The organism is Hydrogenimonas urashimensis, assembly GCF_016593255.1.
In the GTDB taxonomy this organism is placed as follows: Bacteria; Campylobacterota; Campylobacteria; order Campylobacterales; family Hydrogenimonadaceae; genus Hydrogenimonas; species Hydrogenimonas urashimensis.
In genome coordinates this window covers 873,243-885,645 of the sequence record NZ_AP023212.1, presented here as the reverse complement: position 1 = coordinate 885,645, position 12,403 = coordinate 873,243, and the positions used below count along the sequence as shown (strand labels likewise).

The following is a 12,403-nucleotide window of genomic DNA, read 5'->3' as shown; positions in this document are numbered from 1 at the left end:
GAAGATGAAGAAGGCACTCAAGATATCGATCATTCTGGCGGTTGTCGTATTGTTGGTGGTACTGGGAATTCGAGCGATCAAGCACAAAAGAGCGGCCGAGGCGTCGATGCCGACAGCCAAAGAGTATGCGGTGGTGGTCCATACCATCGAACCCAAAGCCGGGAAAGTGACGCTGACACTGCCCTATATCGCGATCGCGGAGAACGAAAACAGTGCCACGATCGCCTCCAAACTCGCAGCCCGTATCGTCGCCATCAGGCATGCCGGGGATCCTGTCAGGCGGGGTGAAACGGTCGCACAGCTCGATACAACCGACCTGAAAGCGAAATTGGAGAGTATCAACGCGCAGATCGAAGCGGCGAAAAAGGGACTCGAAGCGAGGCGTGCGACGCTTGAAAATCTCAAAGCGATCCACAAACGCACCGAAACGCTGCTGAAGGTCAGGGGGGCGTCCATGGAGCAGTACGAAAGCGAAGCGAGCAGGATCGCCGCGGCCGAAGCCGGGGTGAAAGAGGCACTTTCGAAGATAAAAAGCCTCGAAGCCAACCGGAAAGAGATTCTCGATCTGCTCAGTTACGCCAAAATCGTCTCCCCGGTCGACGGCACGGTCAGCAAAACCTTCGCCAATGCCGGCGATATGGCGATGCCGGGCAAACCGCTGATGCAGATCAACGCGCAAACCGGCGTCTACCTGATCGTCAGAGCACCTCGGGATATCCATCCCAAAGCGATCGTCTACCGGGGCAAACTGCTCAAAACCGTCGATCTGATGCATACCTTCAACGGGCTCGAAGAGTACCGCGCAGACCTGAAAGCGACGACGCTGACGGCAGGAGAGCGTGTGGATGTGGATGTCGTCACCTATAGGGGGCAGGGGATCAAACTTCCGATGGATGCACTGCTCGATCGCGAAGGCAAAACCTATGTGCTCGCCGTCGAAGGCGATCGCGCCAAAGCGATGCCGGTACGGGTGAAAGCACGCGGTCAGGAGGGCGTCGTCGTGACGGACACGACGATCGAGGGAAAAAGGCTCATCGTCGAAAAACCGGACATTCTTCTCAAACTTCTAAGCGGCGTCGCGATCAAGACGATCAAGTAAAAGGGGAGCGATATGTTTGACTATTTCTACAAACGGCCCTATATGCTCTACAGCATCATCGCGGCCTTTTTTATCATGGGCATCATCGCGCTCGTGACGCTGCCCAAAAACCTCTTTCCCGACGCCAACCGTCCGCAGGTCGTGGTTATCACCCAGGTACCGGGTGCGACGGCGCAGGTAGCAGCCAATACCGTCTCCAAGCCGATCGAGGAAGAGATTTCACGTCTGGGCCTGGTGCGTGACATCAGCTCGGTCAACGTGGCGAACTTTTCGATCGTGAAAGCGGAATTCGAGTATGAAAAGGGACTCGAAGCGGCGGCGGTCGACGTGGCCAACGCCCTCTCGATCGCCAAAGGGAAGCTTCCGCGCACGGCCAATCCGTCGATCTACACGGCCGGCGACTTCACGCTTCCTGTTGACGTCATCGCGATGCGCCCGAAAAACGACCAGCTCTCGATGAGCGATATACGCAAAATCGCCGACAGTTTCATCAAGCCCTATCTGCTCAGTGACCCTGCGATCGGCAATGTCGAAGTCTTCGGCGGATACGAAAGTGCCATTCGTATCGAAGTCGATCCGTTCAAGGCCAAGCGCTACGGCGTCGATTTCGACAAACTGGCACAGGTGATCGGCGCGACCAACCACGACATTCCTTTGGGGTTCACAAAGAGCGAGAACGGATTCTATACCATCACCTACTACGGCGAGCGTGACCAGGTCGAGCGCCTCAAAAACCTTCCGGTCCTTCCCAATGTCCGGCTGGGGGATATCGCCGATGTCTCCTGGAGCTACAAGAAGCGTATGAGCGGCTATCTCGGAAACGGAAAAGAGGCCATCGCCCTCTCTATCCAGCGATCGCCAGGCGGTTCGGTGCTTAGCGTCTCCAAAGCGGCGCGGGCCGAGATGGCGAAACTGCAAAAACGCTATCCCAACATCGATTTTTCTATCGCCGATACCCAGCGCGACCTGATTGAAACGGCCAACACCAACATGCTCGAAGCGCTTCGCGACGCGGTGGTTTATACGTTGATCGTCATTCTGATCTTTTTGGGAAATTTCCGTGCGATCATCGCGGCGGGCCTTTCGATCCCGATGGTCTTTTTCGCGACGATGGCGATCATCTGGCTGATGGGAGGTGAGCTCAATATCGTCATCTACACGGCGATCATACTGGCTTTGGGGATGCTCACCGACGATGCGGTCGTCGTACTCGAAAACATCGAACGGCACCTCGACGAGGAGCACGAAGATCTGCAGACGGCGATCGAGAAGGGGACCAAAGAGGTCATCAAGCCGGTCTTCGCGGGCACGATCGCGACGATCGCGATCATGTTCCCGCTGATGTTTGTGGGCGACTTCCCGCAGCATATCTTCCGGCCGCTCATATCGACGCTGATCATCGCACTGCTGGTGAGTTACTTCCTTTCGATCACCTTCATTCCGAAGCTGTCGGCGTGGCTCTACAGAAACGGCACCGGCAAGACGAAGGTCGAAAAGTGGTTCGAATGGCTCTATCAGCACACGATCGGGCTTCTGGTCGGGCCCTATATCGGCGTGTTGAAATTTTCCAACGGCAAATGGTGGGCGCTCAGGCGCATGGCACTGACCGCCGCGGTGGTTCTGACGCTCGTACTGAGCGTCAAAAATATCCTGCCGCTCATCGGAAAGGACGTGATGCCGCCGATGGATACGGGTATCATCAAGGCGCAGATTCTCTTCAGCTCCAACGAAACGGTGGAGAGCGCCGAAAAGAAACTCAAACCGTTTCTGGCCTGGCTGCACGGCCAGCCGTGGGTGCGCATGAGTTCGGTGGCCTTCGGCTCCGAACCCGGCGTACTGAGCCTTGGAAGCGGAAACCTGCCCGCCGAGGCGACGGTGACGATCAACGCCGTCAACCGTTTCGAGCGAAAGAAGAGCATCTGGCAGCTCGAAGACGAAATACGCGACCATCTGGCCAAGCTGCCGGGTGTGAAGCGAAACGACGTCTTCGATTTCGGCGCGACGGCGCTTTCGACGATCAAGGCGCCGCTGGATGTGCGGATCAAATCGCCCAACTACGACCAGCTGCCCCAAAAGGCGCGTGAAATCGTCGATGCGATGAAGAGCATCAAGGGTCTGACCTCCCTCTCGCAAAGCTGGGACAACGACTTCGCCGAGATCGCGGTGGACATCGATGTCAACAAAGCGCTCAGTTATGGCGTCACGCCCTACCAGATAGCGCAGCAGATGCCGGAAAAAGGGCAGATCGTAGCACTTGGTGCCGACCTGGCTTCGATGAATACGCAGTTCATGCGGCTCTATCTGAAAGGCAAATTCGCCAAAAACATCCAGACGGTGCGGCTGCTCCCGATCCAGACGAAGTTCGGTGAAATACCGCTCGAAGAGCTGGCCGACATCCATCTGCAGCTCACTCCGGCCAAGATCGAGCGCGACAAGATGCTCTACAGCGTCGATGCCAGCGGCTACCGTGCCAAGCGGCCGGTGACGCACATCACCGAAGATAGCGAGAAACTGCTCAAAACGATCGACACTACCGGCTTCGTCGTGACCCAGGAGGGGGATATAGCGCAGCTCAACGACAGTTTCAAGCGGATGATCAAAGCGATCGGGCTGGGTGTCATCATCCTGACGATGACGCTGATCGCGATCTACCAGTCGGTACGGCTGGCGCTCATCATGATCGTCGTGCTTCCCCTTTCGATGATCGGCGCGGCATGGGGCATGCTGCTTTTTGAGAAACCGAGCTGTATGCCGAGTATGGTGGGTGTGCTGCTGCTCTTTGGCATCATCATCAAAAACGCCGTCTTGCTGATCGACTTCTACAAAGAGTACGAAGCAAAAGGTCAGCGGCCGTTTAATGCGGCTATCCAGAGTGTTCGCGTGCGTTTCCGCCCCGTCATGATGACGGCGTTCGGTACGATCGCGGGTATGATCCCGATCGCGCTGGAGCAGGCGGTGGGCCTGGAGCGTCTGAGCCCGCTGGCCGACGTGGCTGTCGGAGGTCTTTTGATCGGTACGCTGCTGACACTGATCTACGTACCGCTCTATGCCTATGCGACCGACCCACGCAACAAAAAGAGCAATCCGATCGAAGAGATCGAAGAGTTTATCGAGGAATAAGATGGCACTGGAATATTGCTATCCTCTGGCTGAAGGTGAAGTGCTGAATGCGGACCATCCCGAATGGCCGCTCTTTTCCGTGACGATCCACGGCAGCGACAGGGAGCGGGTGAAGCTCTCCAAGCGGCTCGTATGCGCCGTGAAACATCTGCCGTTGCGGCTTCGCATTCGGTACGAAAAGGATGTGGAAAAATCCCTCGAAGCCGGAGTCTCGAAAGACCCGACACTGACGCTTGGCCATGAGATTCTGGCCGAAGGGCTTGTGTCGGCCGAAACCCTGAGTGTACTCTTTGAAAAGATGCTGCAAAGGTAAACCTATGGCACACCATCACCACCACGATAGCATGGGGCGCAATCTTTTCATCACGATTTTGCTCAATGTCATCATCACCCTGTCGCAAATCGTGGGCGGACTCTACTCGGGATCGCTCTCGCTTTTGAGTGATGCCATGCACAACTTCAGCGACGTACTGGCGCTCGCGGTGGCCTGGGTCGCCCACCGAATCGCCGCAAGACCCGGGAGCGAGAGGTATACCTTCGGCTTCCGGCGTGCCGAGATCATCGCGGCGCTCTTCAACGCTTCTGTGCTTATCGGCATCGCCTTTTTCCTCATCATCGAAGCGTTCCACAAGTTCATCCATCCCGAGACGATCAAATCGGGCTGGGTCATCGGACTGGGGATGCTCAGTATCGTGCTCAACGCCGCCAGCGTGCTGCTTATCAAAAACGACGCTCATGGCAACATGAATATCAAGGCGGCTTATTTGCACCTTCTAACCGACGTGATGACCTCGGTCGCCGTCGTCGCAGGCGGGATGCTGATGTACCGGTGGCAGCTTTTCTGGGTCGACCCGCTGGTATCGATGATGATCGCCTTCTATCTCATCTACGCTTCCTTCGATATTGCCAAAGAGGCGGTGGCGATTTTGATGCAGTTTGCCCCCGAAGGGCTTGATTTGGAAAAAGTGGCCGAAGCGGTCGAAAAAATGCCGGGCATCGAAAACATCCACCATATCCACATCTGGCGATTGGACGACCACGATGTGTTTCTGGAAGCGCACCTCGATTTTTCGAGCAATTTGCACCTCAAAGAGGTGACCCGAACCATCGAACGGGTGGAACGGTTGCTGAAAGAGAAGTTCCACATCGCCCATGTCACGCTGCAGCCGGAATATCGGCGGAATGACAGCAAGGAGTTGGTCGTTGAAACCGGGTAGATAGCTCTCGTTTATTTAGGCAAAGATATTACAGGCGGTCACATGGCACCATGAAACCTCTCTTTGGTGAATGGCATGAAGTTACGCATCGTTTGAATATCACGTTGCAACGCGCAGCCGTGGAACAAAAAGTTGTGATGATCAATTTCGCTTCATTCTGTTGGAGTTGAACATTCAAAAAGGTAGCCTTCCGAAAGGGTTTTTTTCGACCGGGGTATTTCCACCTTGTTAAAAAACGATAGATGATTTTGCATTGACATACATGATCTATTTTTTCTCGATGCTGCTTCAGTTGGGCTGGTAGGTCAGTCTAACATCTAATAGAAAAGATAGAAAATTGCATACCCCGCGAAGAAAGCGACAAACCCCGCCCCGACGAATTTTCGTACAAAAGAGAGACTCTTTCCCGCTTCGGCACCGGCGACATAGATGCGGTAGGTGATGAGATTGGCCAACGCCGCGACGAGGGTACCGAAACCGCCGACGTTGGTCCCCCACAGCAGCGCCTGCCAGTTGCTCGTGAACTTTTCCATCAGCAGGGTCGTGGGCACGTTGCTGATGACCTGGCTCATAAGGCTGGAGAGGATAAAGATATGCATCGGATGTTCCAGCGATGCGCCGATCATCGCCTGGATATTGGTGGTAAGCCCCAAAAACGCGATGAAAGTCAAAAGAAGGGCGTAATCGACTTTCAGGCTTTTTCGGTCGAAAAAGAGAGCGAAAACGAGCGCCAGCAGTGCCGTGCCGGTCGGCAAGATCCGAAGGACACAGAGTACGACGATAAGCAGAAGGACGCCATAGATCAGTGCCAATGGCTGACTTATGGGCCTCTTTTTACGTTTCGAGCCGGAGTTGGGACGGTTTTTGAGGAAGAGGGCCGCTATGGCAAAGAGCAGAAGCATTCCGAAGGAGAAAGGCGCGATGGTCTGGATGAAGGGTATGGTCTGGAGTTCGTAATAGCTGAAAATGAAGATATTCTGGGGCGTTCCGAAAGGGGTGAGCGCCGCACCCGCGTGGGCCGTCAGCGCGACGAGGATGACGAGATTCTCTTTTTCACGGATATTCATCGCCATAACGATGGGCAGAACCGTCACAAGCGTCACGTCGATCGTGACGAACATGGAGAGCACGAACGTGACTAAGACCAACAGCAGAGGGATGCGTCCCCTTTTTTCCAACACTTTGGCGATCATACCGAGAAGTTGGCTGTTTTCGATCCCCTTGACGACGACGAAGAGGGCAAACAGAAGAAAGATCGGCTCCATCTCCTTTTCGGTATAGAGAGGCCAACTTTTCAGGTAGAGCGAGGTGGCCGCCAAACCCGCCAGTGAAACCAGAAGCAGCCACTCGTCGATCAAAAAACGTATCAACATTTTTCCCATATCATCCCGTCTATCTATCCATTCCGTTTATTGCGTATATTGTAACATCAGTTTGTAAATCAAACGGTGCAATCTGGCAGATTTCATCGGGTCAGTAGGCTGCTGCAATCTCGACTTCAAAACATTGGATACCGATAATGCTCTCTTCTGGATGGCTTTCAAAGGAACGGCAATCTCCATCTCACTCGCAGGAGCTCCTTCCGGAAGAATCGACCTACTGCCAAAACGATGAAACTGATCCTTGATTTAGGAATGAAGGCAAAGTGGGAAAAGTATGCCAAAGCGGAGGTTGGGTCTCCGCATTGGAGAGTTAAAAAAGTCAATGCACCTCCACCTTTTCCGCACCGGTGGACTGTAGCAGGGTCTCGGCTTTGGCGACGGCCTCTTCTTTGCCGTGGACGATGACCAGTACCTTTCCCTTCTCCACCAGCTCCTCGTACCGTTTGGCCTCGATTTCACCCATTCCCCATTCGACGAGGGCGTCACTGAGTCCCAGAACCGCGGCGCCGGTCATGGCACCGCCCAGCAGCCCCGCCAATGCGGCGGTAACGGGCCCGACGCCGACGATGGGACCGAATCCGGGAACGATGAAGAAGGCGCCCCCCATCAGCGCACCGATCAGGCCGCCCCAGAGCGCGCCCTGGGTACCCCACACTTTGACATCGCTGTCGACCTTTTCGATTTCGATCTTCTCGGCTTCATCTTCGTTGCTTCGGGAGACGAGAGAGATGGTCCGCTTGTCGACACCCGCATCGAGCAGGTGATGGACAACCTCTTTCGCTTTTTCGGGTTTGTCGTATACGGCGATAACGAAATGTTTTTTCATGATGGTCACTCCTTGTTGTGTTGGGTTATGTGTCGATTTTGACGATAGATGAAATTTTCTCTCTTATTTCGGCGACGAAGGCGTTGCGTGTGTCGCTGTCGGGGAAAATGCGTCTGGGCAGGTAGAGGAACGTACCGTCATCCAGCTGCAGCAGGTACCCTTTGGGGGAGAGAATCGCCCGCAGGAAGCGGTTCCAGGGGATGCACCCCTCTTTGACGCAGACTCCCTCTTTTAAAAGGGAGATCTCCAGTGTTTTGCCGGCGTCGGGATGGGAGCGGAAGAAGCGGCGCAGCATCCGCCGACGCAGGGGCCAGCGCAGGCCGTACCAGTAGATGACCAGCAGGGTCGAGACAAGCAGCAACCCGATGGCCTGGTGGCGGATGGCACCCACGACGCCAAACTGCGTCAGGGCGATGAAAAACCACCCCGCGTAGCGTCGCCAGGAGTGGCGCATGTCGACGTCGTAGGCGATCTTCGCCCCTTCGAGGAAGGTCGCTTCGTCCCACGTCATGGAAACATGGATGGAGGAGGGTTCAGACATGCTCGTCACTCTCCATGATCCAAAGCCTCTCTTTTTCGACGCATCCTTTCGCCTCCAGCTCCTCCAGGATGGCCAGGGTCTCGTCGTAAAGCCGCTCGAAGCGGGCGTTTTCGCGGGCGTACTTTTTGCGCTCCTTGCTGGCGTACCACCACGCCGCGACGATGGAGAGGGCGAAGAGCCCGTAGATGTACCACTGGTAGGCTTTGAGATTGAGCAACACGATGAAGTACTGCACCGAAAAGAGGACGAAAAACTCCACCGAAAAGATGATGACCAGCGTCGAAGAGTGTTCGAAGTCGAGGGTATACTTTTCGATGGCCTTGAGCGTTTCGAGGTTTTCGTTGAATCGCTTCGCCTCCTTCAGGCACGCACCGCTCAGTTCCTCGGTGGGAATCGGTTTGAGGTGGATGTTGCTGAGGTTGTATTCGACGTTGGTCTGCTTGTAATCGCGCAGGATGTCGGGGTGGCTCTGCAGAATCGCCTTGATCTGCTCCACCGTGGGGCGGGAAGTCCCCGCGATCTTCTGGACATCCTGCAAGATGAGGTCGTAGAGCCCGACATCTTTGATTTCACGGGCGACGCGGTCGAGGTTGGTCAATATGGTCCTTGTTATTGGGTTATTGGTATATTGGTTATTGGGAGAGGCGCTTTGCGCCTCCATCCGTTCACTGTTTCCTGTTCCCTATTCCCTGTTCTCCGCGGTTCGTGCGCCAGGCGCACGGACCGTCACGCCTTGACGGCGGCGGGAGCTGGTTCGGGCTCCTCTTCGATGCCGAAGGTGGCGATGTCGTTGTTGGCCGGTTTGAAGATGCCGATGAGCCCCTTGAGGCCGACGCTCATGACGATGTTGTACAAAAAGAGGAACCATGCGATCAGTACCATCGTGCCGAAAATGGCCGCCAGGATCATCCAGCCATGGAACTCTCCGTCGACGTAGAGGTGGCGTCGCAGCATGCCGTCAAGTCCTGCCATTCCGGCGAAGGCGCCCATGCCGATACCGCCGATGAGGTAGAGCCAGAAGTGCGCCCAGGTCAGCTTTTTGCTAAAGAGCTTGGTGTTGTTGGTCACCAGCGGCCACAGGACGTAAAGGGCGCTGTAGAGCGTCATGTAAAGCCCCACGATCAGCGCGATGTGAAAATGCGCGAAGCTGATCCACTGGGTGTTGTGTAACACGCGGTTGAGGCCCATGTCGGCCTGGATGATGCCGGCAGGTACGGCGAGGCCGAAGCCGACCAGTCCGCCCAGCAGGTAGGCCAGCTCGGGGCTCATTTTCAGCGGACGCGCCTTCCAGAGTGTCACCAGCGTGATGAATAGGGCCAGCCCCTGGGTGAGCAGTTCGAAGGCGGTGACCATTTCGCCTGAAATGAGCTTCATCATCTCGGGCTGCGGCTGGTCGGCCAGCAGGTGGTGGCTCCAGACCATCCAGCTGACGAAGAGTTCCAGCAACAACGCGGCGCGGGCGACGTTTTCCATGAAGAGCTTCTGGCCGGTGATGATGGTGGCCAGCAGGTACCACGAGCCGGCGACGTAGATGAGCACCAGGCCGTCGGCGACCAGGTCGAGTCCCCACCAGAAGTAGTTTTTATAAAGCAGCGAGTCGACGGCGTGGACATCCCACGACAAACCGCCGGCATGGGCGACGATGTAGACCAGCACCAGGATGCCGGCTCCCAGAATGACGATGGCGTCGAGGAAGGTGTCGACGGTGCCGCGGAAGATGGCGACGACAGGCAGGCTGAGTGCCGGCTCCTTGGAGTAAGGCGGCTTGCCCATCAGTTTATGGATGAGGTTCATCAACCCATCAATACCGAAGCCCGAAATCAGAAGCTCTTTGGTCGTCTTGTTCTTGTGCACACCGGTTCGGGCGAAAATGGTGGCGTAGATGTTGTAGATGAAGCCGATGGTGCCGATCATGATGAGCGCGACGCCGATAACGAAGACGAAGGCACCGATGACGCTGAACTGCTCGAAGTCGGCGGGCAGCGGCCAGTAGAGTGTATAGAGCGGCGCATACTGCCAGATGAAGCCGGCGATCCACGCCATCGCCGTACCGATCGTGATGCAGAGCCAGACGAAGTTGGCCAGTTTGACGCTGTAGAGCGGCTTTTTCGTCAGGTAGGGCACCAGGAACATGAAGGCGGCGAAGACCAGCTGATAGGTCGAGCCGAAGATACCGACGATGGGATGCACCGTCATGATGGAGAAGTAGTGGTCGGGATGGTTGAACATCTCGGGCAGAGGGTTGATGGGGCCGGTCTGCACCATCCGCATGATCATCCCTTCGATCGCAACGAGGCCGAAGAAGAGAAAACTCATCACCACCGCCCGCAGGGTGACCTTCTGCAGGGCGCTAAGGCTGTCGGCATCGAAGTTGGTCCCGTGGATCAACTGCTCCAAAAAGGGTTTTTTCGCTACGTTTTCCATATTGTGGCTCCTTATCTGCTCGCGAATTTGTCGTTACAGTTGACGATGAGGGCGTCTTTGACGAACATCTTGTCTTCGCCTGTCTCTTTGTCGTACTGGCCGGGGCCGGCGTACTCGGTGGAGGTGAGGTCGAATTTGCCGCACTCGTGGAAGGTCCAGACGATGTCGTTGTCGTGCTTGGGGACCACCTGCATCTGCATCACCATCGTGCCGTCTTTTCGAAAGAGGCCGAATCCGTAGGTAAGGTCGTGGCTGTGGACGTTGAAACGCACCTTTTCGCCCATGTTGGCGACCATCTGCTCTTCGGGAAGCTTCCACTTGTGCTTGGCGATCTCTATTTCGTAGTCGCGGTCGGGGGTGATTTCGTGGCGCATGATATCTTCAGCCACCCAGGGGATGGCGTTGTAGGTGAAGATATGGTGCCCGACCCCGCCGGCGACGAGAAAGGCGATGTAGCCGTAAAAGGGGATCCGAACGATCGACTTGACCTTCTCCTTGCGGGTCAGGTTGTAACCGAACCACGCGATGACCGAAATGATCAGCAGCGCATAGATCGAATAGGCCGCCCAGTGAAACTTGAGCAGCTCCAATGATGTCTGAAACATCCTTTACTCCTTGCCAAAACTTTGAAAATTCAGGGGAAGTATAGAAAAACACCTTTTCGGTTTCTTTTGACCAAAATCAAGGAAGGCGATGAAATGATTATAATTTATCGTCAAAAATTGTTTAAAAATTAATCAAAATGTTGATCAATTGTTTATTTTTTGATCAACCATGTTTGTGAACACGGTAAATTTTCTATTATCACCCCAATAATTGAAGCTTGCAACAGACGGATAGTCGAGGGTGAGACCCACTAAAAAGAAAACCGTTTCCTATATGGTTTGATGGTTTGGCAGGATGGTTAGGTTGTCTTTTTTCTCGAAAAAGGATGAAATGGGATATCTTCCATGTTAGAATAGAGCAATGATGCCAAAACAAGGGAGATGGTATGGAAAATGTCAAAGGAATCCTGTTGGATATTGGCGGCGTGCTCTATGTAGGCGAACAGCCTGTTTCCGGTGCCCTTGAAGCGATCGCTTCGCTGCAGGGGCGTTACGCCATGCGTTTCGTGACCAATTCCACGCGCAGACCGCCCGGGACGATCCATGCGAAACTGACAAAAATGGGATTTGAGGTCGAGCCATCGCAACTCTTCACGGCGCTTGCCGCCGCCCGGCAGATCGTGGAGGAGGCCGGCGGCAAGGCGGTGACGATATTGACCGAGGAGGCGGAGAAGTATTTCGGCAGCCTTCACTGCATCGACACCGCTTCGCCTTTTGTGGTGGTGGGGGACGCGGGAGAAAACTTCAACTACCCGCGCATGAACCGGGCATTTCGGACATTGATGAACGGCGCCAGGTTGATCGCCGCGGCGAAAAATCGATATTTCAAAGATGCCGATGGCGAACTTTCGCTGGATGCCGGCGGTTTCGTTACTGCGTTGGAGTATGCCGCCGGCGTGGAGGCGACGGTCGTCGGCAAACCGAGCCCCGAATTTTTCCGCCAGGCTCTTCGCTCCATGGGGGTTGCCCCCGAAGAAGCGGTGATGGTTGGCGACGACATCGAAAGCGACATCGCCGGGGCGCAGCGTGCGGGCATACGTGCCGTATTGGTACGCACGGGCAAGTTCCGGCCTTCCGACCTGGAAGGGGGTGTCAAACCCGACGCTGTCATCGATTCGGTAGCGGATTTGCCGGCAATTTTGCTGTAGACAGAAAATTTAATGAAAAACAGATAGTAAATATATCAATA

General features: G+C 55.3%; 11 protein-coding genes. 5 read left to right on the top strand and 6 right to left on the bottom strand.

The window, feature by feature from the left end:
- Positions 1-4 precede the first annotated feature (4 nt).
- Genes JMG82_RS04405 through JMG82_RS04390 form a run of 4 tightly spaced genes read left to right on the top strand, consistent with a single transcriptional unit; the run spans position 5 to position 5,436 of the window.
- Positions 5-1,099 carry an efflux RND transporter periplasmic adaptor subunit gene (locus JMG82_RS04405; RefSeq protein ID WP_201353714.1) on the top strand — a complete coding sequence of 365 codons (1,095 nt, stop codon included), beginning with the start codon at positions 5-7 and terminating at the stop codon, positions 1,097-1,099.
- A 12-nt stretch (positions 1,100-1,111) separates the two neighbouring features.
- Positions 1,112-4,219, top strand: a complete 3,108-nt coding sequence (locus JMG82_RS04400; protein WP_201353713.1) for an efflux RND transporter permease subunit — start codon at positions 1,112-1,114, stop codon at positions 4,217-4,219.
- A gap of 1 nt (position 4,220) precedes the next feature.
- A complete protein-coding gene (locus JMG82_RS04395; RefSeq protein ID WP_201353712.1) occupies positions 4,221-4,532 on the top strand; it encodes a hypothetical protein in 312 nt (103 codons plus the stop codon).
- Positions 4,533-4,536: 4 nt separating this feature from the next.
- Complete coding sequence (locus tag JMG82_RS04390) at positions 4,537-5,436, top strand: cation diffusion facilitator family transporter (protein ID WP_201353711.1); 900 nt, start codon at positions 4,537-4,539, stop codon at positions 5,434-5,436.
- A 317-nt stretch (positions 5,437-5,753) separates the two neighbouring features.
- Here JMG82_RS04390 and JMG82_RS04385 read toward each other — a convergent pair whose 3' ends face one another.
- From JMG82_RS04385 to JMG82_RS04360, 6 genes are all read right to left on the bottom strand, one after another.
- On the bottom strand, positions 5,754-6,818 hold the full coding sequence (locus tag JMG82_RS04385) for an SLC13 family permease (protein WP_201353710.1): 1,065 nt from the start codon (positions 6,816-6,818) through the stop codon (positions 5,754-5,756).
- A 319-nt stretch (positions 6,819-7,137) separates the two neighbouring features.
- Complete coding sequence (locus JMG82_RS04380; protein WP_201353709.1) at positions 7,138-7,644, bottom strand: hypothetical protein; 507 nt, start codon at positions 7,642-7,644, stop codon at positions 7,138-7,140.
- A gap of 25 nt (positions 7,645-7,669) precedes the next feature.
- Positions 7,670-8,185 (bottom strand): YcxB family protein, encoded by a 516-nt coding sequence (locus tag JMG82_RS04375; RefSeq protein WP_201353708.1) that lies wholly within the window; start codon positions 8,183-8,185, stop codon positions 7,670-7,672.
- Positions 8,178-8,783, bottom strand: coding sequence for a hypothetical protein (locus tag JMG82_RS04370; RefSeq protein ID WP_201353707.1), 606 nt, complete (start codon positions 8,781-8,783; stop codon positions 8,178-8,180). Before JMG82_RS04370 ends, JMG82_RS04375 begins: the two co-directional genes overlap by 8 nt.
- Positions 8,784-8,911: 128 nt before the next feature.
- Complete coding sequence (locus JMG82_RS04365) at positions 8,912-10,609, bottom strand: cbb3-type cytochrome c oxidase subunit I (protein ID WP_201353706.1); 1,698 nt, start codon at positions 10,607-10,609, stop codon at positions 8,912-8,914.
- An 11-nt stretch (positions 10,610-10,620) separates the two neighbouring features.
- Entirely contained in the window at positions 10,621-11,214 is a 594-nt protein-coding gene (locus JMG82_RS04360) for a cupredoxin domain-containing protein (protein ID WP_201353705.1), read from the bottom strand.
- Positions 11,215-11,600: 386 nt separating this feature from the next.
- Here JMG82_RS04360 and JMG82_RS04355 point away from each other — a divergent pair, with 386 nt between their 5' ends.
- Positions 11,601-12,362, top strand: coding sequence for a TIGR01458 family HAD-type hydrolase (locus JMG82_RS04355; RefSeq protein WP_201353704.1), 762 nt, complete (start codon positions 11,601-11,603; stop codon positions 12,360-12,362).
- The last annotated feature ends 41 nt before the right edge of the window (positions 12,363-12,403 follow it).

Coding starts and splice junctions, on each gene's coding strand:
- JMG82_RS04380 (WP_201353709.1), bottom strand. CDS start 7,644: ATGAAAAAACATTTCGTTATCGCCGTATACGACAAACCCGAAAAAGCG.
- JMG82_RS04400 (WP_201353713.1), top strand. CDS start 1,112: ATGTTTGACTATTTCTACAAACGGCCCTATATGCTCTACAGCATCATC.
- JMG82_RS04365 (WP_201353706.1), bottom strand. CDS start 10,609: ATGGAAAACGTAGCGAAAAAACCCTTTTTGGAGCAGTTGATCCACGGG.
- JMG82_RS04395 (WP_201353712.1), top strand. CDS start 4,221: ATGGCACTGGAATATTGCTATCCTCTGGCTGAAGGTGAAGTGCTGAAT.
- JMG82_RS04385 (WP_201353710.1), bottom strand. CDS start 6,818: ATGGGAAAAATGTTGATACGTTTTTTGATCGACGAGTGGCTGCTTCTG.
- JMG82_RS04405 (WP_201353714.1), top strand. CDS start 5: ATGAAGAAGGCACTCAAGATATCGATCATTCTGGCGGTTGTCGTATTG.
- JMG82_RS04355 (WP_201353704.1), top strand. CDS start 11,601: ATGGAAAATGTCAAAGGAATCCTGTTGGATATTGGCGGCGTGCTCTAT.
- JMG82_RS04375 (WP_201353708.1), bottom strand. CDS start 8,185: ATGTCTGAACCCTCCTCCATCCATGTTTCCATGACGTGGGACGAAGCG.
- JMG82_RS04390 (WP_201353711.1), top strand. CDS start 4,537: ATGGCACACCATCACCACCACGATAGCATGGGGCGCAATCTTTTCATC.
- JMG82_RS04360 (WP_201353705.1), bottom strand. CDS start 11,214: ATGTTTCAGACATCATTGGAGCTGCTCAAGTTTCACTGGGCGGCCTAT.